This window comes from Duffyella gerundensis, assembly GCF_001517405.1.
Classification (GTDB): Bacteria; Pseudomonadota; Gammaproteobacteria; order Enterobacterales; family Enterobacteriaceae; genus Duffyella; species Duffyella gerundensis.
The window spans coordinates 1,095,031-1,118,838 of the sequence record NZ_LN907827.1 but is presented as its reverse complement, the minus strand read 5'-3'; the positions used below and the strand labels follow the sequence as shown (position 1 = coordinate 1,118,838).

Genomic DNA, 23,808 nt, shown 5'->3' with positions numbered 1-23,808 from the left:
TGGCGACAGGCAGTCCCGCCTGAGACCAGCAGGAATCGGTGTTTTATCTACACCCGGAAAGGGGCTGGCACCGATTATGTCGCATTTTGCAACGCGGCGAAAAGCCTCAATCATCAGGCAATGCATTCAGTGCAGCGTCAGGGAAATCGTGCTCTCATCGTCATTATCAGGCTTCGTTTGTTGTAATTGACGACATTCCCGCAGGGAAATCTGCTTTCGCCCCGTGGCAATAACCCTCGATTACTGGCCTTTTTAAAGAGATAAGTGACAAAAAAGGCGTGTTCCATCCAGTGTATTGACCAGAGTCCTCTTTTTTGTAGTTTAACGGTAAATTTTTAAACGGTATGGCTATTTTTGCCATACACTTAATGGTTACAACCGGACACAATTACTCACAAGGAGACTGGCATGCATCACACCACACCGCTTATTACCACCATTGTTGGTGGCCTGGTTCTCGCCTTCGTGCTGGGCATGCTGGCACAACGCCTGCGCATTTCTCCTCTGGTCGGTTATTTGCTGGCGGGCGTGCTGGCGGGCCCCTTTACCCCGGGCTTTGTTGCCGATACCAACCTGGCGCCAGAGTTGGCAGAACTCGGCGTTATCCTGCTGATGTTTGGCGTTGGCCTGCACTTTTCGATGAAAGATCTGATGGCGGTGAAAGCGATCGCCATTCCAGGCGCTATTGCCCAGATAGTGGTCGCTACCCTGCTGGGGTGGGGACTGGCGTGGAGCATGGAATGGCCGATCATGACCGGACTGGTGTTTGGTCTCTGTCTTTCCACCGCCAGCACCGTGGTGTTGCTGCGCGCGCTGGAGGAGCGACAGCTAATTGACAGCCAACGTGGTCAGATCGCCATTGGCTGGTTAATTGTCGAAGACCTGGTGATGGTGCTGGCGCTGGTGCTGCTGCCCGCGATTGCCGGTATGCTGGAACAGGGCAACGCCAGCGCGTCGCTGCTCGCCTGGGATCTGCTGCTGACCATCGGCAAAGTGGCCGCCTTTATGGTGCTAATGATGGTGGTGGGACGCCGCGTGGTGCCGTGGATCCTCGCCAAAAGCGCCGCTACAGGCTCACGGGAGCTGTTCACGCTCGCCGTGCTGGCGCTGGCGCTGGGTATCGCCCTTGGCGCCGTGGAGTTTTTTGACGTCTCCTTCGCGCTCGGCGCGTTCTTTGCTGGCATGGTGCTCAACGAATCGGAACTGAGCCATCGTGCTGCGCACGATACACTGCCGCTGCGCGACGCCTTTGCCGTGCTGTTTTTTGTCTCGGTCGGCATGCTGTTTGATCCGATGATTCTGGTTGAGCAGCCGCTGGCGGTGCTGGGCGCGCTGGCGATCGTGGTTATCGGCAAATCCGCAGCCGCCTGGCTGCTGGTCACGCTGCTGGGGCATTCACGCCGCACCGCTTTGACCATTTCCGTGAGCCTGGCGCAAATCGGTGAGTTCGCGTTTATCCTCGCCGGACTCGGTATTTCCCTTAACCTGCTCAGCGAGGAAGGTCGCAATCTGGTGCTGGCGGCGGCCATCCTGTCGATCATGCTTAATCCGATTCTTTTCTCACTGCTGGAGCGCTATCTGGCAAGAGCGGAAAGCAAAGCCGATCGAACCGCTGATGTGCCTGCTGACGAAGAGCAGCAGATTCCGGTCGATGTCTGTAATCATGCGGTGATTGTGGGCTATGGCCGCGTGGGCAGCCTGCTGGGTATCAGCCTGATTGAAAGCGAAGTGCCAATGGTGGTGGTGGAGAATTCCCGGCCGCGCATTGAGGCGCTACGCGAACAGGGCATTAGCGCGGTGCTGGGTAATGCCGCGCGGGCAGAAACCATGCAGCTGGCGCGGCTCGATTGCGCGCGCTGGCTGATTATCACCATTCCCAATGGCTATGAATCTGGCGAAGTGGTCACTGCCGCACGGGCAAAATATCCCGATTTAACGATTATCGCCCGCGCTCATTACGACGACGAGGTGAGTTATATTTTTGATCGCGGTGCCAATCAGGTAATTATGGGCGAGCGTGAAATCGCCGGCAGCATGCTAAAGCTGCTGCAGCAGGAACTGGACACCAAACCGCTGGTGCAGGCCTGCCCCATCTGATCGCCCTTTTTTATCAGCCCTTGTGATGGCAAGGGCTGACACTGGCATTACCGTTCCCAGTACGCCTCTTCCAGACTGTCTTCACGCTCCGGCAAGCCGCGCGTTAACCGTGGCGCATGCTGATTCAACACCTGATAACTCACGCGATTGGCATATTTGCACACCTGCGCCAGAGAGGAATAGGTCAGATAGCTGCGCGCATGCTTACTGGAGTTCGGCACGTTGGAACGATGGAAGTTGTTAGCGGTGATATCGTGTAGCACCGCCGCCAGCGCGCCGTCGCCTGCGCCATTGGTATTGCGGATACGTTCCGGGCCGCCCATATAGGGGGCAATGTGCGAGAAAATACGCAGCGGCTGTTCGCAATCCTGATGGCGCATCGCGCGGCTAAACTCATACTGATTAAATTCTGCGATGGCGCCCGGCAGCAGCGGATGATTGGTTTTGCGTTTAAATGCCTCTTCCGTAAAGCCCGCCATATAGAGGCCATTCGGCCCGGCGGTGCAGAGCACCAGATCAACCCAGTCCAGCGCCATATTGCACGCCAGCAGTGGATCGCTTTCGCCGGTTAGCTCACAAGCTTCATCTTCGTTCATCGCCACGATGGAGACATGATCGCGCAGAAACGCCCGCCAGAAACCCGGGTCGTCGGCAATGACATATTTGGTCCCCAGCGTCAGCACCACCGGCACGTTATGCTTTTTCGCGCAGTGAATGGCGTGCATGGTGGCTTCCGGCATTGGCTCGCCCGGCTTGCAGCGAATCAGATAGCTGGTTAACACCAGCGCAGAAGCACCGGCAATGACCGCTTCGGGAATACTTTCCGGACGCAGCTGATTCATCAAGCCCGGGCTGATAGCGAAGGTACGTTCGCCGTTGTCGCCGATCAGGGTAAAACAGCGACCAATAGCGCCATCGACGCCCTGCAGATGATTGAGATCGGTGCGGCTGGAGGTGTTGCAGAGATAGCGATAGGCGTAGCTGCCAATCTGCACGTGGTTGCACATCACGCCGAGCAGCACAGAGCGATCGTCGGCCAGTACCGAATAGTTATGCAGCGTGTTACCAATGGTGCCGCCCGCGAACTGATCGGTAATCAGCTGCTTATCCACCAGCTCCTGATAGAGCGCGTCAGCGACATCATCTTCAATCACCAGCGAGTGCCCGGCGCTCAGGCCGTAACGATGCACAAACTCATCGTCGACTTTGGCTTCGATATCGACCAGTGTCTGATCGATACCCGCTATCCAGCTGCTGCCCTGCTCATTTTCAACCTGAGCGTGCAGCAGCGGATCGCGGGCATTAACGGGGAAATAGTGTTTGGATTTACGTTTACCGGGAAATTTCATCAGGTGTGGGCGCTTCAGCAGAAATCAGGCAGAGAATGATATCACTCTCTGCCCGTGCTTTCAGCGTTGCGCATTGACCAGATCGAGCATCATCTCGATATGTTCATCATCATCATTCAGCGCCGGAATGTATTCGAACTTCTCGCCGCCGCCTTTGAGGAAGATTTCGCAGTTCTCTTCGCTGATCTCTTCCAGCGTCTCCAGACAATCAGCGGCAAAGCCCGGACTCATGACCTGAATATGCTTGATGCCTTTGGCGCCAAGGCCACCCAGGGTTTCATCGGTGTAAGGCATCAGCCAGGGCTCGCGGCCAAAGCGAGACTGGAAGGTCATCATCACTCTGTCGGCAGGCAGGCCCAGCGCCTGCGTCAGCGCCGCGAAGGTATCTTTGCAACGTATCGGATAGTCATCCCCTTCGTTGGCAAAGCGCTGCGGGATACCGTGGAATGACATCACCAGCAGGTCGGGCTGACCATGCTTTGCAAAAGAGCGCTCGACCGATGATTTCAGGGCGGCGATGTAACGCGGATGCTCAGCGTAATCGCGAATAAACTGCACGTCCGGCAGCGAGCGATAACCGCGGAACACCTCGGTCAAACCGTCCCAGACCGCACCCACGGTTGAACAGGAGAATTGCGGATAGAGCGGCAGCACGATTAGGCGCGTTACACCCTGCGCCATCAGGCTGTCGACCGCGCTTTTCAGGCTGGGATTACCGTAACTCATGCCCAGCGCCACCGGCATATCAAGCCGCGCCGCCAGTTTCTCGCGCTGGCGCTTGCTGTAAACCATCAGCGGCGAACCTTCGTCCATCCAGACAGATGCGTAGAGTTTTGACACGCGCGGTGAGCGCAGCGGCAGAATCACGCCGTTGAGCAGCGGCCACCACAGCCAGCGCGGCGTATCTACCACGCGCGGATCGCTGAGGAATTGTTTCAGATAACGTTTAACGGCAGCGGATGTCGGGGCATCAGGCGTGCCCAGGTTGACCAGCAGAACGCCGGGTTTATCGAGCCTCAAAGTCAAACTCCTTTCGGCAGAACAGGATAAGTAAAAACCAGAGGGATTGTAGCGGAAAACCACGACGGGAAAAGCAATTGCTGCAAAAGGGGCCAGAGCGGCCCCTTTTTGAAATTAACCGAGAATCTGTGCCAGTTCCTGGCTCACTTCGGTGACTTTACGCGTGCCATCAATTTTGTGGTACGCGGTATGGCCTGCGGCCGCTTCTTTGCTGTAATAAGCGATCAGCGGTGCGGTCATCTCATGGTATTCCACCAGACGTTTACGCACGGTCTCTTCCTGATCGTCTTTACGCGTGGTCAGTTCGTCGCCGGTGACGTCATCTTTGCCTTCCACTTTCGGCGGATTAAATTTGACGTGATAGACACGGCCAGACGGCGCATGGACGCGACGACCCACGATACGATCGACAATCAGTTCATCCGGTACGGCAAACTCCAGCACGTAATCCACCTTGATGCCCGCCTCTTTCATAGCGTCGGCCTGTGGAATGGTGCGTGGAAAACCATCAAGCAGGAAACCTGACTTGCAATCGTCCTGCGCAATGCGCTCTTTAACCAGCGCGATAACCAGCTCATCAGTGACCAGTTTACCGGCATCCATGATCGCTTTAGCCTGGTTGCCGAGCTCCGTGCCCGCTTTGACAGCTGCACGCAGCATGTCGCCAGTAGAGATCTGCGGAATACCGTATTTCTCCATAATAAACTGAGCCTGAGTGCCCTTACCTGCGCCCGGAGCGCCGAGCAGAATAATACGCATTGCGTAAATCCCCTTGCGAATAGCATGTGAAAAACTGCGAAGGCCAAGAACATACCATTATGGCCCGCTCTCCACAAGGAAGCGGATAGCGGCTGCGCCCAGCAAGAAAGGCCCGGTTAGCGGCCATTGCATGCCATGATCGCCACCTTTTTAGCGAATTGCCAGCCTTAAGCGGACGAAGCGCCTTTTTTCAGAATCCTGGCTAACGCGCAGCCGCCAGTAACAGCCGTTGCAGACGCTGCGTCAGCGCTTCTGTCATTGTTACCGGCTGGCTGCCGTCGCCGCGCGCGCTGGCAGCCAAATGCAACAAGCCGCGCTCGCGGCAATAGAAGCCGTCGCCAGACGACAAGGCCAGTGCACTGCCCCACGCTGGCGTCAACGGGATGCAGCTAAATGGCAGGCCGGGCGCGCTGACCGAACGTACCAGCAACGGCTGCTCCAGACAAATGGGCGCGACCCGCGCGACGTTATAAGGCTGCCAGCCGCGGCTGGCGATACGCTGTAACGCGGCCTCCACCGCGGTGACTTTTACCAGCGACTGCTCAAACAGCCGCAGTTCACTACGCATCCAGGTGCTGAAGGCGCAGGTGCGTAATGCCACCAGAACAAGCGAATGGGTCAACGCGGCATGGCTCCCCAGCGTGGTAATGAACAGCTGCCCGTGCTCCACCAGCTCACCGTGCAACAGCGTGGCGAAGCTCTCGCTGGCGTCAATCACCCCCTGACTGCCGTGATCGTCAGGCGCTGTTACCTTGCCGTTGAGCGGGCTGACATGTTCGATGATCGCGATGCTGTCGGCCTGCGGCGGCAGCCCGCGCGGCGATGGCTGGAGTTCGCTGGCGGCAAACGCGAACTGGCGCCGCTGACGATTCATCGCTTCCTGACGGATCATCAGCTGAGAAAGAATCAGACGGGCAACGCGTTGCGAAGGCATGAAAAACAGATCAAAGCGATCCAGCTTGTAGAGACGTGACAGCTGCAGGCGTAGCTGATGACATTGTTTCTCGCGATGTCGCGCGGATAGCGTTTTATCTGATCGGGTGTGCATGACGTGCGACCGTTATTCTCATCAGGGCATTCCTTCGCCGAATGGCAACGCACAGCCCGAAGGGCACGTCAACCTGCCAATATCTGTACCTCAGGTTAGGTGAACGTGGCTGGACATTAAATTGATATAAATGAACAATCCCTGTGAGTATTTCTTACAGGAGGCAACGATGGCCGGACTGCCTTCTCTTCGGGCGCTTTACTACTTCCATCAGGCTGCGGCCTGTAACAGTTTTAGCCTGGCGGCGCAAAAACTGAACGTAACGCACAGCGCTATCAGCCATCAGATCCGCCAGCTTGAAGCCTGGATGGGCAAGCCCCTGTTCCTGCGTATTAACGGCGGCGTGCGGCTGACGGCTCAGGGTGAAACCCTGCTGCTGAGCTGCCACAGCGCGTTTGGTGAGCTGACGCGCATCTGTGAGCATATCCGTAGCGATGACGTGCGGCGACTGCGGCTCTCCTGCGCGCCGAGCTTTCTGTCGCAGTGGCTGATTCCCCGACTGGCGAGCTTTTATGCCCGCTATCCCACCACAGAACTGCAGTTTCTGCCGCTGGGCGATACCGATCAGCTGCGCAACGGCGATATTGACGTGCTGATCCTCAGTGCCACCGCCGGGCACGCGCAGGATATTGACGTCACGCTGATCGAAGATGATTACATTGGGCCACTCTGCTCGCCGCAGCTGGCAACCATCGTCGCCGGGCACAGCGATTTCTTTACCCTGCCGCTGCTGCATGCGGATACCAAGCGCTACGCCTGGGCAGAATGGGCAGCAAAAAGCGGCGTGCCGGGCAATTTTGACGCCGGACGCCGTTTCGACAATCTGACTCTGGGCATTCAGGCTGCACGCAATGGTCTGGGGATTATTATGGCGCCGCGTTCGCTGGTCACACAGGAGCTGAAAAATGGCACGCTGGTCGCGCCGCTGGGATTTGAGCTGGCCGATCGGGCCACCTGGATGATGACGATTCGTCGTCGGCAGCAGGAAGAAGAGATTACGCAGTTTCGTGACTGGTTACGGCAGGCGGTGCGGGAATAAAAAAAGGGCGGCATCGCTGCCGCCCCGTGTTGCTGTTTATGCCGTCAGCAGCTGGTTCATGCGACGGATAAACTGGTTTGGATCGTCGAGCGTGCCGCGTTCAGCCAGCAGCGCCTGATCCATCAACAGCTCAATCCACTCGGCAAAGCGCGCTTCGTCGGTGGTCTCTGCCGCGCGCTTGACCAGCGCGTGATCCGGGTTGATTTCAAAGTTGTACTTCACTTCCGGCACCGGCTGTCCGGCGGCGGCAAACAGCTTAGCCATTTGCGTGCCCATCTCATCAGCATCGGTGGTGACGATGGCTGGCGTGTCGGTCAGGCGGTGCGTCAGACGCACTTCTTTCACCCGATCGGCCAGCAGCGTTTTCACCCGCTCAACGAATGGCTCAAGCGCTTTTTCCGCTTCTTTCTGCTCTTCGCTCTCCTCATCCGCCAGTTTATTCAGCGCGTCATCCGCTTTGCTGACCGATTGGAACGCTTTGCCGTCAAACTCAGTCAGGTAGCTCATCATCCATTCGTCGATGCGATCGGAGAGCAGCAGCACCTCAATGCCTTTTTTACGGAACAGCTCCAGGTGCGGGCTGCTTTTCGCCGCAGCATAGCTGTCTGCGGTGATGTAATAGATTTTTTCCTGACCTTCAACCATGCGGCTGACGTACTCTTCCAGCGAGACGTTCTGCACGCTGCCTTCGCTGCTGGTGGAAGCAAAACGCAGCAGCTTCGCGATGGTCGCCTGGTTGGCGCTGTCCTCAGCCGGACCCTCTTTCAGCACCAGACCGAACTGCTGCCAGAACTGCTGATACTTCTCACTGTCATCTTTAGCCAGTTTTTCCAGCATCTGCAGCGCGCGTTTGGTCAGCGCGTTGCGCAGACTCTGGGTAACCCGGCTGTCCTGCAGGATTTCACGGGAAACATTGAGCGGCAGATCGTTGGAGTCGATCAGACCACGCACAAAGCGCAGATAGTTCGGCATGAACTGTTCAGCGTCATCCATGATGAAAACGCGCTGCACATAGAGTTTCAGTCCATGCTTATGATCGCGGTTCCACATATCCCACGGAGCCTGAGCCGGGATATAGAGCAGGCTGGTGTATTCCTGCTTACCTTCAACGCGGTTATGGCTCCAGGCCGCCGGATCGGTGAAGTCATGGGCGATATGTTTGTAGAACTCTTTGTACTCTTCTTCACTGATGTCCGCTTTATTACGCGTCCACAGCGCCTGGGCTTTGTTGATCTTTTCCCAGCTGGTGGTGTCGTTCTCTTCATCGTGCGTTTCGATCTCTACCGGCAGCGCGATATGATCGGAATATTTGCTGATGATGTTGCGCACGCGCCAGGCGTCGAGGAACTCATCCTCACCTTCACGCAGGTGCAGGGTAATTTCGGTGCCGCGATCTTCTTTGGTGATATCGGCAATGGTGTAATCACCTTCGCCTGCGGATTCCCAGAATACCGCTTCGTCAGCAGCAGCACCGGCAGCGCGCGTGCGTACCGAGACTTTATCGGCCACGATAAAAGCAGAGTAGAAGCCGACGCCAAACTGGCCAATCAACTGGCTGTCTTTCGCCTGATCGGAACCGAGGGATTCCAGAAAGCTTTTAGTGCCTGATTTGGCAATGGTGCCCAGGTTCTCAATGACCTCGTCACGACGCATACCGATACCGTTATCGCTTAGCGTCAGGGTGCGTTTTTCCTTGTCTACGGCCACTCGCACACGAAGTTCACCGTCACCTTCATACAGATCCGGCGAGGATAACGCGCGGAAGCGCAGCTTATCGGCCGCATCGGAGGCGTTTGAGATCAGCTCACGCAAGAAGATCTCTTTGTTTGAATAGAGGGAATGGATCATCAGGTGCAGAAGCTGTTTCACCTCTGACTGGAAGCCACGTGTCTCTTGTCCTTTCATGGTCATTGATACCTCAACTGAAGCAGGTTTAACGAACGTTGAGGAGAAGATGGGGATAAAAAAAAGCTTTTCAAGACGGTGCGGCGAACCGCACCGGTGAATGGTCAATATTTAATCTTGTGACGCCCGGCCAGCGAGTGCGACAGCGTAGTGCCATCGACCATTTCCAACTCACCGCCTACCGGCACACCGTGCGCGATGCGGCTGGCGTCCACGCCATATTGCCCGCAGAGCTCAGCAATATAGTTGGCCGTGGCCTCGCCTTCCACCGTGGGATTGGTGGCAAGGATCACTTCCTGCAAAGTTTCACTTTCCAGCCGCTGCTCAAGGCGATCGAGGCCGATATCCTGTGGACCAATGCCGTCCATCGGCGACAAATGGCCCATCAGCACAAAGTAGCGTCCGGCAAACTGCCCGGTTTGCTCAATGGCGTGAATATCCGCCGGACTTTCCACCACGCAGATTTGCCCATTTTGCTGCCGACGAGGATTGGCGCAAATCGTGCAAATTTCCTGCTCGGTAAAGGTGCGGCAGTGCGCGCAGTGGCCGATTTCAGACATGGCGCGGGTCAGTGCCTGCGCCAGCCGCATGCCGCCGCTGCGATCGCGTTGCAGCAGCTGAAACGCCATGCGCTGTGCCGACTTTGGCCCCACGCCCGGCAGGCAGCGCAGCGACTCCATCAGGGCTTCAAGAAGCGGACTGGTTTGCATCAGAACGGCATCTTAAAGCCTGGTGGCAGCTGCATACCGGACGACACGCCCGCCATTTTCTCTTTCTGCGCTTCAGCAACGCGACGTGCAGCGTCGTTAAAGGCCGCAGCCACTAAATCTTCCAGCATATCTTTGTCATCTTCCAGCAGGCTGGGGTCGACTTCAACACGACGGCAGTTGTGTGCACCGTTGATGGTGACTTTTACCAGACCGGCACCTGATTCGCCGGTTACTTCCATGGCGGCGATCTCTTCCTGAACCTGCGCCATTTTGTCCTGCATTTGCTGGGCCTGTTTCATCAGGTTACCCAAACCGCCTTTACCACCAAACATAGTCGTCTCTCTCAGCTAAGGCTGCATCAAGCATATGCATTGAGCAGCGTTTTCAAACGGGGCGAATGCTCTCTTCATCCAGATCTGCATCGAAGAACCGACACAGCGCCTGAATATGGCTATCCGCGATTATAGACTGACGCGCCTGCGCCAGCTTTTCGTCATAAATTGCCTGCCGCCACTCCAGCGGCGTCAACACTGCTAAATTATCATCTTCTACGACCGACAGTTCAACCGTCTCTCCTGCCGCCTGACTTAGCGCCTCCTGCAGCACTTTCTGCGCTGAAGGTGAGTGTAGATGGCGCTGGCTGGAGCGTAAATGTAAGCAGACGCCGTTGCTGGTCTGCTCTTTCCAGGCATTTAGCGCCAGCTGCTGCACCAGCTTCGGCAGTGTCAGCGTGGCTATCTCGGCTGCCCAGCTGTCGCGCTGCTGCGCTTCCAACATTAGACGAGCAGCCAGCTCCGGCGTTTTTTCCAGCTCCAGCGCCATGCGTAGCGCTTTTGGCGTGGCAACCGGCTCGGCAACCTGTTCCTGCTCTTTCTGCTGGGACGTCCAGCGATAGGCCTCTTTTTTTGCCGGCTCGCTTTCGGCAGCGGGCGCTTTACGCGGCAGGCCGCGCTCAGAGACCGCAGCCAGGCGTTCCAGCGCCGAGATTGCCGGCCGCGCTACAGGCGCTGCCGGCTCACTCTTTTTTGGCCGGGATACTCCCTGCTGGCGCAGCAATTGCGTACGCGCCTGCAGGAGCTGGCTGGTGGTGCTGGAGGCCGCCGGCGTAGCATCTGCGGGCGGCGGCGTCACGTCAGTCGTTTTTTCGGCAACCTGCGCCGCTGCTGCGGGCTGCAGCTTTTGCGGCGGCATCGCTGGCGCAGGCTGTGCCACCATCGCCGGACGCGCGTTGACCGGTTCATCGATAGTTTGCTGAGGATGGAACGCCAGCGCACGCAGCAGTGTCATTTCCACGCCCATGCGCCGATCCGGCGCCAGCGGCAGCTCTTTACGCCCGGTGAGCAGCATCTGGTAATAGAGCTGCACATCAACCGGCGGCAAGGTGCGCGCCAGTTCGCGCAGGCGCTGCAGATTCATCGCGTCTTCATCGCCTGAGGCGGTGGGCAGCAGTTGAATCATGGCAACACGGTGCAGCAGGCGCAGCATCTCCACCAGCAGCGCTTCCCACTCCACGCCGCGGCTCGCGGCCTGATTAAGCAAGGCCATGACCGCTTCGCCATCGGCAGCGGCCAGCGCTTCAATCAGCGCCAGTGGCTGCTCATCATCCATGGTGCCCAGCATCGCGGTGACGCTGTCGGTGGTGACACTGCCCTGCCCCATGGCGATGGCCTGATCGGTCAGGCTGAGCGCATCGCGCATGCTGCCATCGGCGGCGCGCGCCAGCAGCTGTAATGCACGCGGTTCGGCCTCAACCTGCTCATGCTGCAAGACATGCGCCAGCTGACCACGAATTTGATCGACATCCAGCGCCTTGAGATGAAACTGCAAACAGCGCGATAAGATGGTGACCGGCAGCTTTTGCGGATCGGTGGTGGCGAGCAGAAATTTCACGTGCTCCGGCGGCTCTTCCAGCGTTTTCAGCAACGCGTTGAAGCTGTGCCGCGACAGCATATGTACTTCATCGATAAGGTAAACCTTGAAGCGACCCCGCGCCGGGGCGTACTGAACGTTATCCAGCAGATCGCGCGTGTCCTCGACTTTGGTACGGGACGCGGCATCGATCTCGATAAGATCGACAAAGCGGCCCTGCTCAATCTCGCGGCAGTTATCGCACTGGCCGCACGGCGTGGCCGTAATGCCGGTTTCGCAGTTCAACCCTTTGGCTAACAGCCGTGCGATGGTGGTTTTCCCCACGCCGCGCGTGCCGGAAAACAGCCAGGCGTGATGGATGCGGCCAAGGGATAAACCGTTGGCCAACGCTGTCAGTACGTGCTCCTGACCAACGACATCAGAAAAGGCTTGTGGACGCCACTTGCGGGCAAGAACCTGATAGCTCATGAGGACTCAATCGTTGAACGTGTGTGGTTGTAAGCTGGAGTGCAAAATGCACCTGTTGCGAGCGGAAGTGGGTAACAACACAGCGCATGCTCATTGCAACGAAACTGCGTGCTAGTTTAGCAGCAGCACCCTGATATGCCTATCACTTTAGGCAGTCGGTGGGCCACTCATCAGCCGCGGTTTTCCGCCCGCATTGCACTGTACAAGATTAGCGGAAACAGTCAGTTATGATCCAGATCGATGCCTTCGCTAATAAAGCGCGCCCGCTCAAACTTGCTATCAATATAGAGCTTACGCAGGCCGTTATACTTATGACTACTGACGGTTTTTATACTCATTTGTTGCGCTTCAGCAATGGCCTTTATCGACTCACCGGCGATCAGCGCCCGCAGCACGGTTTTCTCTCGCGCGGTCAACTCTCCCCACAGATAGCGCAACGCGCGGGCGTTAACCGGCAGTTTTGATGCAATACAGGGGCTGATCACCCGCTCGCCAAGTGCAATAGCGATGAGCTGCTCGCGGATGGCGATCAACGAGGCTTTACGCGACAACAGGCTGAACTGTGTCATACCGTGCAGCTGGCAGAGCTGGACTTGCGACAGCTTATCGCTGAACAACCCTATCCGCAGCGCGGGCAGTTGCGCAGCCAGATTCAGCAGCATAGTAATCCCTTCTTTATCGCTTTCTCCCACGCCGCTTCGCTCGCTGATCAGAAGATCAACCGGCTGCTGCTGCAGGCGCACAGCCATGATCGCCGTTTGCCGCTCCTGCCAGACAACGTTAACCGGCACGGGCAAGTTCTGTAGCAGCGTGGCAATGCCGTGCAGCGTCATGGATGAGCTGTCGATGATGGCGGCAGATAACGCGCCAGCACAGCAGCGCTCTGCGCTTAGGCCCGCCATTATCGCCTCCTCAGGCAGGCGCGATGCAGGCGCGATGCGCGCAGGCTTCTTTTACGCAGCAGACGCCAGTGCATCACGCAGGCGAACAGAAAAACAGAGAAAGTGCCGATTAACAGGTTTAATAATGGATGCCACACGTTGAGTCGCCTCGCTGTTCAGGATGATAAACAGTGAGTTGTGGGCTGAAAGAAGGGGTTCCGAACAGATGAAAATAGTCCGCCCCGCTTGTGCGGAGCGGAAAACGCTTAGTGGCCCGGGAAGTTTACCAGGCTATAACACTGGATGCCCATGGCATTTAGACGGGCTTCGCCGGTGAGATCAAACAGGTTAATGATGAAGGCGGCATCGGTGACTTCACCACCGGCACGGCGAATCAGTTTTGCCGTCGCTTCAATGGTGCCACCGGTAGCGAGCAAGTCATCCACTACCAGCACGTTATCGCCGTGCTGGATCGCATCACGGTGCAGTTCAAGCTGATCGCTGCCATATTCCAGCTCATAGCGTTCGCTGTAGGTTTCACGTGGCAGCTTGCCAGGTTTACGCACCGGCACAAAGCCGACGCCCAATCCCAGAGCAACGGGTGCGCCGAACAGAAAGCCTCGCGCTTCGGTGCCGACCACTTTGGTGACGCCGCTATCACGGAAGCGCGCAACCAGCAGATCGATAGCCAGGGCAAAGGCTTTGGGATCTTCCAGCAGGCTGGTGACGTCACGAAAAAGAATGCCTGGCTTTGGATAATCCGGGACGCTTTTAATACTCTGTTTCAGAAATTCAAGCTGCTGAGCAGTTGCGGTCATAATGAGATGCCTGGTAAAAACAGTGTTACGCGCAGCTTCAGCGCGCCGCAGCAGAGGGGCCACAGGGCGAAATGATGATGAGTCAGGGAAACTACGCACGAAAACGCCTAAATCTAAGCAAACCGCCGAATAATTGCAACCTCATTACCGCGGCACGGCAAATTACTCCCCGTCATCGATCACCGGCATGCGCGCCATGAAAATCAGCAGAATGGTCAACATCATCAAAAGCATAATGCGTACCCACAGCACCGGCACCAGCCATAACGACAGGGCAAAGGTTGCCAGAATAAACAGGATCGCCCGCGATTTAGCCCCTTTTGGCAGCGCGCGATGCTGCTGCCAGTGACGAATATAACGCCCAAACCACGAGCGCCACAGCAGCCAGTGATGAAAACGCGGTGACGATCGGGCAAAACACCAGGCGGCGAGCAGCATAAACGGCGTGGTCGGCAGCAGCGGCAGCACAATGCCTAACGTTCCCAGCACAATCGCTAACCAACCAATAATGATTAAAATAATACGCTGCATAATGCGGCTCAACAGGAATAAACTGAGGCCACTTTATCATAGCGGCCCCTGAAGCATGAACCGGCAACAGCTGTTCCTTGAAATCGAAAAACTTCAGCAGCGGCTAACGGCGCAGGCCGCCGATCTGAAACATTATAAAGTGAAGCGCGGCAGTTTCGATCGCCAGCTTTTCACTACCCGTAGCAGCGCGCCGCAGGACTACCTGCAGGAAATTTCGCAACACCTGACGCAGTTCAGGGATGAAAAAGATGTGGCGCGAGCAGGCTGGCTGGCGGAGAAACTGGTTAACCAGATCACCGCGCTACAGCGCCAATTCGCCAGCCAGCCTGCAGTGGTGCGCGCCGTGCCCGCGGTGGTGCCGGATGCGATCGCGCAGCATGAGGAGTTTGCCCGGCGTTTGCAGGCGATGCTCGATCAGCGGGAAGCGCAGCTGGCGCAGGCTGACACGCTGCTTCAGCAGCAGACGCTTAAACGTGAGCTGGAAGCGCTGGAGCAGCGTCTCAAGCGTTGTATGCAGGCGCTGAACCAACTTAAAGCGGATTTGCCCGCGCGTTAACTATACTTATGAGCCAGATTTAACAGAGGAGGCGCTATGGGCTTGTTGTCATGGATTGTCACCGGTGCTGCTGCCGGAGCGGTGGCACGCTATTTTTTACCGGGCCGTCCCGGCGGATTCGTTGCCGTTCTGGTGCTGGCTGTCATCGGCGCCCTGATCGGCGGCTATATCAGCAGTTATTTTGACTGGGGAACGCTGGCGGTGATTCATCCACGTGCGCTGGGGCTGGCGCTGGTCGGTGCCCTGCTGATGATTCTGGTTGCCCGAAAACTTCGCCTGTGAGGAAACGATAATGTCCCTGGAAAGTGCGCCGGATGAGGTCAAACTGGCCGTTGATCTGATCATGCTACTCGAAGAGAGCCAGATAGAGGCCGATACGGTATTGGCCGCGCTGGAGATCGTTAAGCAGGATTATGAAAAAAAAGCCGCGCGTTTAATCAGCCAAGCGTAGCGACGGACTGAGCCGCAGCATATCGATAAAACCATCGATAAGCGTGGCGGCTTCGGCAGCAAGATCAAATTTCTCCGGGCTGAATAACCAGTTCTCCATTAAACCGGTAACGTAGCTGCGCATAATAATGGCGGTGCGTCGCGTATTTAACGCCAAAGGGAGTTGTCCGGCGTCAATGCATTGTCGCAGCACTTCTTCTATCTTCTCATAACACTCTGCCAGCAACCGTTGCTGCATATGCTGCAAAACAGCCATCTCACCGACAAATTCACATTTATGAAAGATAATCTCCATTAATGCACGTCGGCGACAGTCATGGACGGTCGCCTCAAGCAGATGAATTAGCATGGCGCGTAAAACGGAGAGTGGATCGCCAGGGAATTTTGACTGATACTCAAGCTCCACTTCATCAAGACTGGAATCGGTTTGCATCCAGATTTCATTGAGTAAATCGGTCTTGTTTTTAAAATGCCAGTAGATGGCGCCGCGCGTTACACCAGCAGCAGCCGCAACGTCAGCAAGTGAGGTTGCAGAAACACCCTGTTCTGAAAAGCAGCTTATCGCTGCATCAATGATATGGCCTCGTGTTTCAAGTGCTTGTTGTTTGGTTTTTCGTGCCATAAGGTGTTTTTTTGCGGAAAGGCAGATTTACATACATTTGCGAATGTATGTACCATAGCACGACCATAATTTAAACGCAGCAATGGGTTCAAGGGTTTGTGATCCATTGGACGATCGATAGCGGACACTCGAGGTTTATTTATGAATAAGAACAGAGGAATCAAGCCTCTGGCGGCCTTCCTGATGCTTTCAGGCAGCGTGGCACTGATAGGCTGTGATGATAACAAATCTCAACAGGCACCGGCTCAACAAGCACCCGAAGTTGGCGTGTTAACGTTGAAAAGCGAGCCGTTGAAAATTACCACTGAGCTACCAGGCAGAACCAATGCTTATCGCATTGCGGAAGTACGCCCACAGGTTTCCGGCATTATTTTAAAGCGCAACTTTGTTGAGGGAACGGATATTAAAGCGGGTGAATCGCTTTATCAGATCGATCCGGCGACTTACCAGGCGGCTTACGACAGTGCAAAAGGCGATCTTGCTCAGGCGCAGGCTAATGCACAAATCGCGGCCACCACGGTTAAGCGTTACAAACCGCTGCTCGGCACCAAATATATCAGTCAGCAGGATTACGATCAGGCGATCTCTACTCAGAGCCAAACCTCTGCTGCAGTTCAGGTTGCAAAAGCGAGCGTGGAAACCGCGCGCATTAACCTGGCCTACACCAAAGTAACCTCACCTATCAGCGGCCGCATTGGTAAATCTGCTTTTACCGAAGGTGCGCTGGTGCAAAATGGCCAAACGGATGCGCTGGCAACCGTGCAGCAACTCGACCCTATCTATGTTGACGTCACCCAATCCAGTGACGATTTCATGCGTCTGCGTAACGAACTCGAATCTGGCAAGCTGAAACAGAATGACGGCAAAGCCAGCGTCACCCTTCTGCTGCAAAACGGTAGCGAATATAGTCAGACCGGTACATTAGAATTCTCTGATGTCAGCGTTGATCAAACCACCGGCTCCATCACCCTGCGTGCTGTCTTCCCTAACCCGGAACATCGTCTGCTGCCAGGGATGTTTGTCCGTGCACGTCTGGAAGAAGGCATCAATCCAAATGCGCTGCTGGTGCCGCAACAGGCGGTAACTCGTACGCCAACCGGTCAGGCAACGGCAATGGTCGTGGGTGCGGATAATAAAGTGGCCGTACGTTCGCTGAAAACCGATCAGGCGATTGGCGACAAATGGTTAGTGACTGAAGGTCTGAAAGATGGCGATCGGGTGATTACCACGGGTACCCAGCGAGCGAAGCCAGGCGCGCAGGTCACGCCGCAGGAAGTTTCAGCAGATGCTAAAGCTGATGCTGCTCCGCAAGCCAATGCTGACAACAAGCAGCCTTAACAGGAGCCACTGACACATGGCTAAGTTTTTTATCGATCGCCCTATCTTCGCGTGGGTCATCGCCATCATCATCATGTTGGCAGGCGCGCTGTCGATTTTGCAATTACCGATTGAGCAATATCCCAATGTTGCGCCAACGGCCGTGCAAATTCGCGCCAGCTATCCGGGTGCGGATGCGAAGACCCTGCAGGATTCGGTTACGCAGGTTATCGAGCAGAACATGAATGGCATTGACGGGCTGATGTATATGTCCTCAAACAGCGATTCATCGGGCACTCTGCAGCTGACTATCTCTTTTGAATCAGGAACTAACCCAGACATTGCTCAGGTTCAGGTGCAGAACAAACTGCAGCTGGCTATGCCGCTTCTGCCTCAGGAAGTGCAACAACAGGGTATTCAGGTTCAGAAATCCTCCAGCAGCTTCCTGATGGTAGCAGGCTTTGTGAGCGAAGATGGCAGCATGACGCAGAATGACATTTCTGACTATGTTGCCTCTAACATCAAAGATCCGATCAGCCGCGTGACCGGCGTAGGCGATACGCAAATCTTTGGTGCGCAGTACGCGATGCGTATCTGGATGGATCCTGACAAGCTCAATAACTATCAGCTCACGCCTGTGGATGTCGTCACTGCAATCACCACGCAGAACGCCCAGGTCGCGGCAGGTCAGTTAGGCGGTACGCCAGCGGCGCCGGGCCAACAGCTCAATGCCTCGATCATTGCACAGACACGTTTAACCTCCACTGATGAGTTCGGCAAAATTTTGCTGAAGGTCAATCAGGATGGTTCGCAGGTGCGCCTGCGCGACGTAGCGAAAATCGAGCTTGGCGGTGAAAACTACGAAACCATAGCCGAATACAACGGTAAGCCTGCCTCCGGCATCGGTATCAAACTGGCTACCGGTGCTAACGCGTTGGATACCGCTGAAGCGGTAAAAGCGGAGCTGGCTAAACTGGCACCAAACTTCCCGGCAGGTATGAAAACAGTTTATCCGTACGACACCACGCCGTTCGTGAAAATCTCTATTCACGAAGTGGTGAAAACGCTGTTTGAAGCGATCGTGCTGGTCTTCCTGGTTATGTACCTGTTCCTGCAAAACTTCCGCGCCACGTTGATCCCAACGATTGCCGTGCCGGTAGTGCTGTTGGGAACGTTTGCCATCATCAACGCCTTTGGCTATTCGATAAACACCTTAACCATGTTCGGGTTGGTGCTCGCCATCGGGCTGTTGGTGGATGATGCGATCGTGGTGGTGGAAAACGTCGAGCGCGTGATGGCCGAAGAAGGTATCTCGCCTAAAGAAGCGACCAAGAAGTCGATGGAACAGATTCAGGGCGCGCTGGTCGGTATTGCGCTGGTGCTCTCTGCGGTCTTTATTCCAATGGCCTTCTTCGGCGGTTCAACCGGTGTCATCTATCGCCAGTTCTCGATCACCATCGTTTCTGCCATGGTGCTGTCGGTCATTGTGGCGTTGATTCTGACGCCAGCGCTGTGTGCCACCATGCTGAAGCCGATCAAAAAAGGCGATCACGGCAAAACCACCGGTTTCTTCGGCTGGTTTAACCGCGTCTTTGATAAGAGCACCAACCATTATACCGACAGCGTGGGCCACATCGTGCGCAGCACCGGTCGTTATCTGGTGATCTATCTGCTGATCGTAGTTGGTATGGCATTCCTGTTCCTGCGTCTGCCCTCTTCGTTCCTGCCGGAAGAGGATCAGGGCTTGCTGCTGGCTCAGGCGCAGCTGCCTGCCGGTGCAACACAGCAACGTACGCAGAAGGTGCTGAATCAGGTATCGGACTACTTCCTGACCAAAGAAAAAGCGAACGTGAAGTCGGTGTTTACCGTGAGTGGCTTCGGTTTTGCCGGTCGTGGACAGAACACAGGTATCGCCTTCGTCAGCCTGAAAGACTGGGATGAACGTAGCGGCGCTGACAACAAAGTGCCAGCCATTGCCGGTCGCGCCATGCAGGCGTTGGGTGCGATTCGCGATGGTATGGTTATTCCGTTTAACCTGCCGGCTATTATCGAACTGGGTAACGCCACCGGCTTCGACTTTGAACTGATCGATCAGGCTAACCTCGGTCATGACAAGTTAATGCAGGCGCGTAATCAGCTGTTCGGCATGATCGCTCAGCACCCCGATACGCTGGTCGGCGTTCGTCCAAACGGTATGGAAGATACGCCGCAGTACAAACTGATGATCGATCAGGAGAAAGCGCAGGCGTTAGGCGTATCACTGTCTGATATCAACACCACGCTGGGTGCAGCCTGGGGTGGCTCCTACGTCAATGACTTTATCGATCGCGGTCGCGTGAAGAAAGTGTATGTCATGGGTAACGTTGAATCGCGCATGCTGCCTGGCGATATTAATAAGTGGTTTGTACGCGCCAGCAACGGCGAGATGGTGCCCTTCTCCTCTTTTGCTACGGCAAAATGGCAGTATGGTTCACCGCGTCTTGAGCGTTATAACGGCCTGCCGTCAATGGAGATTCTGGGTCAGCCTGCACCGGGCAAGAGTTCGGGCGATGCGATGAAAATGATGGAGGAGCTTACGTCTAAGTTGCCAGCCGGTATCGGCTACGACTGGACCGGCATGTCCTATCAGGAACGTCTGTCGGGCAACCAGGCACCAGCGCTGTATGCTATCTCGCTGATTGTCGTCTTCCTCTGTTTGGCTGCACTGTATGAGAGCTGGTCCATTCCGTTTGCGGTTATGTTGGTGGTGCCATTAGGGGTTATCGGTGCGCTGATCTTTACCACGCTGCGTGGATTGAGCAACGACGTTTACTTCGTGGTAGGCCTGCTGACGACGGTGGGACTATCGGCGAAGAACGCCATCCTCATCGTGGAATTTGCCAAGGATCTGATGGAGAAAGAGGGCAAAGGCTTAATTGAGGCGACGCTGGAAGCGGTACGTATGCGTTTACGTCCGATTCTGATGACCTCACTCGCCTTTATTCTCGGTGTACTGCCGCTGACCATCAGTACCGGTGCCGGTTCCGGCGCGCAAAACGCCGTAGGTACTGGCGTAATGGGCGGTATGGTGACGGCAACCGTGCTGGCTATCTTCTTCGTACCGGTGTTCTTTGTGGTGGTTCGCCGCCGCTTCAGCAAGAACAAAGATGAAGTGGAAAAAGGCCATCCGGTTGAACACCATCAGTAAGTAATCTTTGCACGTTAAGAGGCCGCTTTTGCGGCCTCTTTTTTTTGCCTGTTATTCGAGGATTGCAAAGTCATTCTGCACGCTCTATACTATTGTTACGTTATAACATAACAAATTGGAGCATGTATGAAATCAGGTATTCACCCTGACTATCGTCAGGTGGTCTTCCATGACACCACCGTCGACAGCTGGTTTAAAATTGGCTCAACCATCAAGACCGACCGCAGCGTGGAATTCGAAGGCGCAACCTATCCTTACGTCACGCTGGATGTCTCCTCCGCCTCACATGTCTATTACACCGGCAAGCAGAAAGAGTTTGCTAAAGAAGGCAGCGCGGCACGCTTCAATAAGCGTTTTGGCCGTTTTCTTGGTTCAGCGAAGTAAGGGAAACAGATGCAGGTGCTTAGCTCGCTGCGCTCCGCTAAGGCGCGCCATAAAGATTGCAAAGTGGTACGTCGTCGCGGTCGCATTTATGTGATTTGTAAAACCAATCCACGTTTCAAGGCCGTTCAGGGAAGAAAGAAAAGAAGATAAGCACGTTGTGCATGATGTGATTTGCCGGATGATTGATCCGGCTTTTTTTTTGCCCGCGCTCAGCGGGCTCCCTGTTATTTCATGCTGTTCGCAATGGCAGTAACGTTATGCCTGAAAGCATCGACGTAGCTTGCCGCCGGTCCGTCCGCAGCTGATAACGCTTCGGGATAGAGTTCTCCGCCTGGCTCAGCACCTGTTTCGGTGGCGATCTGCTTAACCAGCCGTGGATCGGTCTGGTTCTCGATAAAGTAGGTTTTAATCTTCTCTGCTTTGAGCTGGTTAATCAGCGATGCCATATCGCCCGCGCTGGCTTCCGATTCCGTTGAAAACCCCTGCGGCGCGAGGAAAGTGACGTGATAGCGCTGGCCAAAATAGCCAAAAGCGTCGTGGCTGGTCAGCACCTTGCGTTTTGCCTGAGGAATGGCCGCGAAGGTTTTTTCAGCCCAGCTGTCCAGCTGATTGAGTTGTGCAATATACGCGGATCCTCGCTGGCGAAAGTAAGCGGCATCCTGGGGATCGGCAGCGATCAGCGCATTCATCACGTTAGTGGCATAGCGTGCGCCATTGTGCATACTGTTCCATGCGTGTGGATCGGTGATGCGCTTGCCCTCCTCTTCCATGCTGCGTGTATCAATGCCTGCCGACGCCACATTCACTTTTCCTTTGTAGCCAGACGCGGTCACCAGTCGATCCATCCATCCTTCCATTCCTAAACCACTGACAAACACCACATCAGCCTGTGCCAGCGCCTGGCTGTCCTGCGGCGTCGGTTCAAACGTATGCGGATCGCCGTTCGGCCCCACCAGGCTTTTTACCTGCACGTGTTCACCACCCACATTTTTTACGATATCAGCCAGCACGGTAAAGCTGGCCACGGCGCTTAGCTCTTTCGCCATCGCCAGGGGCGCGGCGCTCATGGCACCAATCAGCAATGCAACGGGTAACGCTTTCATACTTTTTCCTCTCAGTTTATGTGCGGCGTAATAAGCCACCGCAGGGCCCGGTTAAAATGGAGATAAAAAACAGTGCCGTCGCGCTTAACACCACCGCTGGCCCCGCTGGCAATGAAAAATGCCAGGATAACAGCAGCCCTGTGACGCTGGCCGCTACCGCCTGCGCCATCGCGTTCAGTAGCATCATGGAAAGATGGCGGCTCCAGAAACGGCTGCTGGCGGCCGGGAGCATCATCAAGCCCACCGACATGAGCGTTCCCAGTACCTGAAAGCCCGCCACCAGGTTCAGTACCACCAGCGTTAAAAACAGGCCATGTACCAGCGGCGCACTCCAGCGGCTTTGCGCCCGCAGAAAGGTGGGATCAAAAGCGTCGATCACTAACGGGCGATAGAGAAAGGCCAAAGCGATAAGCGTGAACGCCGCGATAGCGCCCACCAAAATAATTGCCGGTGCATCAACCGCCAGCAGGGATCCGAACAGAACGTGCAGCAGATCGACACTGGATCCCCGCAGCGAAACCAGCGTGACACCAAGCGCCAGCGATCCCAGATAGAAACCGGCAAAGCTGGCATCTTCGCGCAGGGGCGTAAAACGGCTTACCGCGCCGGAAAGCAGCGCGACGGCCAGGCCTGCGATCAATCCACCGATGCCCATAGCCACCAGTGAGAGTCCGGAAAGCAGATAACCTATGGCCGCACCGGGCAAAACTGCGTGTGATAAGGCGTCGCCAATCAGGCTCATACGGCGTAAGGAAAGAAACACGCCCAGCGGCGTAGCACTGATGGAAAGCGCCACGCAGGCGATGAGCGCACGTCGCATAAAGCCGAACTCAATGAAAGGATGGAACAGGCTCAGCATGCTATTACCTCAGACTGCGATGCAGTTACGCTGAGGGTCGGTCGAAAACGGGCTTTCTCCACATCGAGATGAAGCTGCTGCGGAAAATCATGTGCAACCATTGCCCGATCGTGAAGCACGACCAACAGCGTACCGCCCTGCTGATGCTGCTGGTGCAATATCTTCAGCAGCAGTGATGTGGTGTTTTGGTCGACGCCGCTGAACGGCTCATCAAGCAGCCATACGCGGCACTGTTGCATCAGCAAACGCGCAAACAGCACCCGTTGCAATTGACCGCCGGACAGCGTACCCGGCTGTGCCTGGGCGAAATCCGCCATGTTCACCTTTTCCAGACAAGCCATGATTTCTTTACGATGTGCACGGTTAATGCCGCCAAACCATCCGCAGCGTGACCAGCAGCCCATCGCCACCAGCTCAAACACGGTGATCGGAAAATGACTTTCCAGTTCGGCGCGCTGCGGCATCCAGCCAATTTGCGCTCGTGCGCTATCTATTGCCCATCGACCCGAAACCGCAGGTAGCAATCCAGCCAGCGTTTTCAGCAAGGTCGACTTACCGCTGCCGTTGGCGCCAGTGAGCGCGGTCATACTGCCAGTATTGAGATGCAGCGTAATTTCAGGCGCAACGGCCTGGCGTTGATAGCCCACCTGCAGTTGAGAAAAGGTGATCATATCGCGATCGCCCACCGTACCGCGCAAACCAGCATGGCGACTAACAGGCTAATGACCAGCAGGCGCTGAATAAGGGAAAAGCAGAACAAAGGAACAGAAGAGAACACCATTGCCACCGATATAATGTTATAACATAACAATAATCTATCACAGCTACGTGCAGTG

The 23,808-nt window shown here is 55.7% G+C and carries 24 protein-coding genes and 1 other annotated feature; of the genes, 9 read left to right on the top strand and 15 right to left on the bottom strand.

The genetic code is table 11. The annotated features are described in order from the left end of the window. Positions 1–408 precede the first annotated feature (408 nt). Positions 409–2,097, top strand: coding sequence for a YbaL family putative K(+) efflux transporter (gene ybaL, locus EM595_RS05060; RefSeq protein ID WP_067428516.1), 1,689 nt, complete (start codon positions 409–411; stop codon positions 2,095–2,097). Between the two features lie 47 nt (positions 2,098–2,144). On the opposite strand, the gene EM595_RS05055 is transcribed toward ybaL, so the two are convergent. The 4 genes from EM595_RS05055 to EM595_RS05040 form a co-directional block, all read right to left on the bottom strand. Continuing rightward, the gene (locus EM595_RS05055; RefSeq protein ID WP_067428513.1) at positions 2,145–3,446 is read right to left on the bottom strand and encodes an inosine/guanosine kinase; all 1,302 of its coding nucleotides are present in this window, start codon (positions 3,444–3,446) and stop codon (positions 2,145–2,147) included. A gap of 60 nt (positions 3,447–3,506) precedes the next feature. Then, on the bottom strand, positions 3,507–4,466 hold the full coding sequence (gene hemH / locus EM595_RS05050; RefSeq protein ID WP_067428510.1) for a ferrochelatase: 960 nt from the start codon (positions 4,464–4,466) through the stop codon (positions 3,507–3,509). Between the two features lie 114 nt (positions 4,467–4,580). Then, positions 4,581–5,225, bottom strand: a complete 645-nt coding sequence (gene adk / locus EM595_RS05045) for an adenylate kinase (RefSeq protein ID WP_067428507.1) — start codon at positions 5,223–5,225, stop codon at positions 4,581–4,583. Positions 5,226–5,427: 202 nt separating this feature from the next. Beyond that, entirely contained in the window at positions 5,428–6,273 is an 846-nt protein-coding gene (locus tag EM595_RS05040) for a DUF6024 family protein (RefSeq protein ID WP_067428504.1), read from the bottom strand. Positions 6,274–6,442: 169 nt separating this feature from the next. Between EM595_RS05040 and EM595_RS05035 the strand changes: the two genes are divergently transcribed. Next, a complete protein-coding gene (locus EM595_RS05035; RefSeq protein WP_067428501.1) occupies positions 6,443–7,312 on the top strand; it encodes a LysR substrate-binding domain-containing protein in 870 nt (289 codons plus the stop codon). A gap of 36 nt (positions 7,313–7,348) precedes the next feature. Here EM595_RS05035 and htpG read toward each other — a convergent pair whose 3' ends face one another. The 7 genes from htpG to EM595_RS05000 all read right to left on the bottom strand — a co-directional run bounded on the left by htpG (position 7,349) and on the right by EM595_RS05000 (position 14,494). Continuing rightward, positions 7,349–9,217: a molecular chaperone HtpG gene (gene htpG, locus EM595_RS05030; RefSeq protein ID WP_173645358.1), complete on the bottom strand. Its 1,869-nt coding sequence runs from the start codon at positions 9,215–9,217 to the stop codon at positions 7,349–7,351. 104 nt (positions 9,218–9,321) lie between these two features. After that, positions 9,322–9,927 (bottom strand): recombination mediator RecR, encoded by a 606-nt coding sequence (recR, locus tag EM595_RS05025; RefSeq protein WP_067428495.1) that lies wholly within the window; start codon positions 9,925–9,927, stop codon positions 9,322–9,324. Next, positions 9,927–10,259 (bottom strand): YbaB/EbfC family nucleoid-associated protein, encoded by a 333-nt coding sequence (locus tag EM595_RS05020; protein WP_067428493.1) that lies wholly within the window; start codon positions 10,257–10,259, stop codon positions 9,927–9,929. The genes recR and EM595_RS05020 overlap by 1 nt, the downstream gene beginning before the upstream one ends. A gap of 52 nt (positions 10,260–10,311) precedes the next feature. Next, the gene (gene dnaX / locus EM595_RS05015; protein ID WP_067428491.1) at positions 10,312–12,264 is read right to left on the bottom strand and encodes a DNA polymerase III subunit gamma/tau; all 1,953 of its coding nucleotides are present in this window, start codon (positions 12,262–12,264) and stop codon (positions 10,312–10,314) included. Then, positions 10,912–10,973 (bottom strand) — a sequence feature (DnaX frameshifting element). Its footprint overlaps the gene before it by 62 nt. Positions 12,265–12,485: 221 nt before the next feature. Continuing rightward, on the bottom strand, positions 12,486–13,166 hold the full coding sequence (locus tag EM595_RS05010) for a helix-turn-helix transcriptional regulator (RefSeq protein ID WP_067428488.1): 681 nt from the start codon (positions 13,164–13,166) through the stop codon (positions 12,486–12,488). A 245-nt stretch (positions 13,167–13,411) separates the two neighbouring features. Then, positions 13,412–13,963: an adenine phosphoribosyltransferase gene (gene apt / locus EM595_RS05005; protein ID WP_067428485.1), complete on the bottom strand. Its 552-nt coding sequence runs from the start codon at positions 13,961–13,963 to the stop codon at positions 13,412–13,414. A gap of 162 nt (positions 13,964–14,125) precedes the next feature. Next, positions 14,126–14,494: a DUF454 family protein gene (locus tag EM595_RS05000; protein ID WP_067435182.1), complete on the bottom strand. Its 369-nt coding sequence runs from the start codon at positions 14,492–14,494 to the stop codon at positions 14,126–14,128. Positions 14,495–14,549: 55 nt separating this feature from the next. Between EM595_RS05000 and priC the strand changes: the two genes are divergently transcribed. The 3 genes from priC to rsmS are packed head-to-tail and all read left to right on the top strand — an operon-like array spanning position 14,550 to position 15,501. Beyond that, positions 14,550–15,050, top strand: coding sequence for a primosomal replication protein PriC (gene priC, locus EM595_RS04995; protein ID WP_067428483.1), 501 nt, complete (start codon positions 14,550–14,552; stop codon positions 15,048–15,050). Between the two features lie 36 nt (positions 15,051–15,086). Next, complete coding sequence (locus EM595_RS04990) at positions 15,087–15,332, top strand: GlsB/YeaQ/YmgE family stress response membrane protein (protein WP_067428480.1); 246 nt, start codon at positions 15,087–15,089, stop codon at positions 15,330–15,332. Between the two features lie 10 nt (positions 15,333–15,342). Further along, complete coding sequence (gene rsmS, locus EM595_RS20590; RefSeq protein ID WP_071852489.1) at positions 15,343–15,501, top strand: pleiotropic regulatory protein RsmS; 159 nt, start codon at positions 15,343–15,345, stop codon at positions 15,499–15,501. Here rsmS and acrR read toward each other — a convergent pair. Then, entirely contained in the window at positions 15,484–16,122 is a 639-nt protein-coding gene (gene acrR, locus EM595_RS04985) for a multidrug efflux transporter transcriptional repressor AcrR (RefSeq protein WP_067428477.1), read from the bottom strand. The genes rsmS and acrR overlap by 18 nt on opposite strands. 141 nt (positions 16,123–16,263) lie before the next feature. Here acrR and EM595_RS04980 point away from each other — a divergent pair, with 141 nt between their 5' ends. The 4 genes from EM595_RS04980 (at position 16,264) to ykgO (ending at position 21,160) form a co-directional block, all read left to right on the top strand. Next, the gene (locus tag EM595_RS04980) at positions 16,264–17,460 is read left to right on the top strand and encodes an efflux RND transporter periplasmic adaptor subunit (RefSeq protein WP_067428475.1); all 1,197 of its coding nucleotides are present in this window, start codon (positions 16,264–16,266) and stop codon (positions 17,458–17,460) included. A gap of 16 nt (positions 17,461–17,476) precedes the next feature. Then, on the top strand, positions 17,477–20,626 hold the full coding sequence (locus EM595_RS04975; RefSeq protein ID WP_067428472.1) for a multidrug efflux RND transporter permease subunit AcrB: 3,150 nt from the start codon (positions 17,477–17,479) through the stop codon (positions 20,624–20,626). Between the two features lie 126 nt (positions 20,627–20,752). Beyond that, positions 20,753–21,010 (top strand): type B 50S ribosomal protein L31, encoded by a 258-nt coding sequence (locus EM595_RS04970; protein ID WP_067428465.1) that lies wholly within the window; start codon positions 20,753–20,755, stop codon positions 21,008–21,010. 9 nt (positions 21,011–21,019) lie between these two features. Then, positions 21,020–21,160 carry a type B 50S ribosomal protein L36 gene (gene ykgO, locus EM595_RS20585; RefSeq protein ID WP_071852488.1) on the top strand — a complete coding sequence of 47 codons (141 nt, stop codon included), beginning with the start codon at positions 21,020–21,022 and terminating at the stop codon, positions 21,158–21,160. A gap of 74 nt (positions 21,161–21,234) precedes the next feature. Here ykgO and EM595_RS04965 read toward each other — a convergent pair whose 3' ends face one another. The 3 genes from EM595_RS04965 to EM595_RS04955 are packed head-to-tail and all read right to left on the bottom strand — an operon-like array spanning position 21,235 to position 23,643. Then, a complete protein-coding gene (locus EM595_RS04965) occupies positions 21,235–22,113 on the bottom strand; it encodes a metal ABC transporter substrate-binding protein (protein WP_067428464.1) in 879 nt (292 codons plus the stop codon). Between the two features lie 16 nt (positions 22,114–22,129). Further along, a complete protein-coding gene (locus EM595_RS04960; protein WP_067435179.1) occupies positions 22,130–22,969 on the bottom strand; it encodes a metal ABC transporter permease in 840 nt (279 codons plus the stop codon). Continuing rightward, positions 22,966–23,643, bottom strand: coding sequence for a metal ABC transporter ATP-binding protein (locus EM595_RS04955; RefSeq protein WP_067435176.1), 678 nt, complete (start codon positions 23,641–23,643; stop codon positions 22,966–22,968). The genes EM595_RS04960 and EM595_RS04955 overlap by 4 nt, the downstream gene beginning before the upstream one ends. Positions 23,644–23,808 lie beyond the last annotated feature (165 nt).

Bases quoted from the DNA above. Each gene is read 5' to 3' on its own strand.
- ybaL (WP_067428516.1), top strand. From the start codon at position 409: ATGCATCACACCACACCGCTTATTACCACCATTGTTGGTGGCCTGGTT.
- EM595_RS05055 (WP_067428513.1), bottom strand. From the start codon at position 3,446: ATGAAATTTCCCGGTAAACGTAAATCCAAACACTATTTCCCCGTTAAT.
- adk (WP_067428507.1), bottom strand. From the start codon at position 5,225: ATGCGTATTATTCTGCTCGGCGCTCCGGGCGCAGGTAAGGGCACTCAG.
- EM595_RS05040 (WP_067428504.1), bottom strand. From the start codon at position 6,273: ATGCACACCCGATCAGATAAAACGCTATCCGCGCGACATCGCGAGAAA.
- EM595_RS05035 (WP_067428501.1), top strand. From the start codon at position 6,443: ATGGCCGGACTGCCTTCTCTTCGGGCGCTTTACTACTTCCATCAGGCT.
- htpG (WP_173645358.1), bottom strand. From the start codon at position 9,217: ATGAAAGGACAAGAGACACGTGGCTTCCAGTCAGAGGTGAAACAGCTT.
- recR (WP_067428495.1), bottom strand. From the start codon at position 9,927: ATGCAAACCAGTCCGCTTCTTGAAGCCCTGATGGAGTCGCTGCGCTGC.
- EM595_RS05020 (WP_067428493.1), bottom strand. From the start codon at position 10,259: ATGTTTGGTGGTAAAGGCGGTTTGGGTAACCTGATGAAACAGGCCCAG.
- dnaX (WP_067428491.1), bottom strand. From the start codon at position 12,264: ATGAGCTATCAGGTTCTTGCCCGCAAGTGGCGTCCACAAGCCTTTTCT.
- EM595_RS05010 (WP_067428488.1), bottom strand. From the start codon at position 13,166: ATGGCGGGCCTAAGCGCAGAGCGCTGCTGTGCTGGCGCGTTATCTGCC.
- apt (WP_067428485.1), bottom strand. From the start codon at position 13,963: ATGACCGCAACTGCTCAGCAGCTTGAATTTCTGAAACAGAGTATTAAA.
- EM595_RS05000 (WP_067435182.1), bottom strand. From the start codon at position 14,494: ATGCAGCGTATTATTTTAATCATTATTGGTTGGTTAGCGATTGTGCTG.
- priC (WP_067428483.1), top strand. From the start codon at position 14,550: ATGAACCGGCAACAGCTGTTCCTTGAAATCGAAAAACTTCAGCAGCGG.
- EM595_RS04990 (WP_067428480.1), top strand. From the start codon at position 15,087: ATGGGCTTGTTGTCATGGATTGTCACCGGTGCTGCTGCCGGAGCGGTG.
- rsmS (WP_071852489.1), top strand. From the start codon at position 15,343: ATGTCCCTGGAAAGTGCGCCGGATGAGGTCAAACTGGCCGTTGATCTG.
- acrR (WP_067428477.1), bottom strand. From the start codon at position 16,122: ATGGCACGAAAAACCAAACAACAAGCACTTGAAACACGAGGCCATATC.
- EM595_RS04980 (WP_067428475.1), top strand. From the start codon at position 16,264: ATGAATAAGAACAGAGGAATCAAGCCTCTGGCGGCCTTCCTGATGCTT.
- EM595_RS04975 (WP_067428472.1), top strand. From the start codon at position 17,477: ATGGCTAAGTTTTTTATCGATCGCCCTATCTTCGCGTGGGTCATCGCC.
- EM595_RS04970 (WP_067428465.1), top strand. From the start codon at position 20,753: ATGAAATCAGGTATTCACCCTGACTATCGTCAGGTGGTCTTCCATGAC.
- ykgO (WP_071852488.1), top strand. From the start codon at position 21,020: ATGCAGGTGCTTAGCTCGCTGCGCTCCGCTAAGGCGCGCCATAAAGAT.
- EM595_RS04965 (WP_067428464.1), bottom strand. From the start codon at position 22,113: ATGAAAGCGTTACCCGTTGCATTGCTGATTGGTGCCATGAGCGCCGCG.
- EM595_RS04955 (WP_067435176.1), bottom strand. From the start codon at position 23,643: ATGATCACCTTTTCTCAACTGCAGGTGGGCTATCAACGCCAGGCCGTT.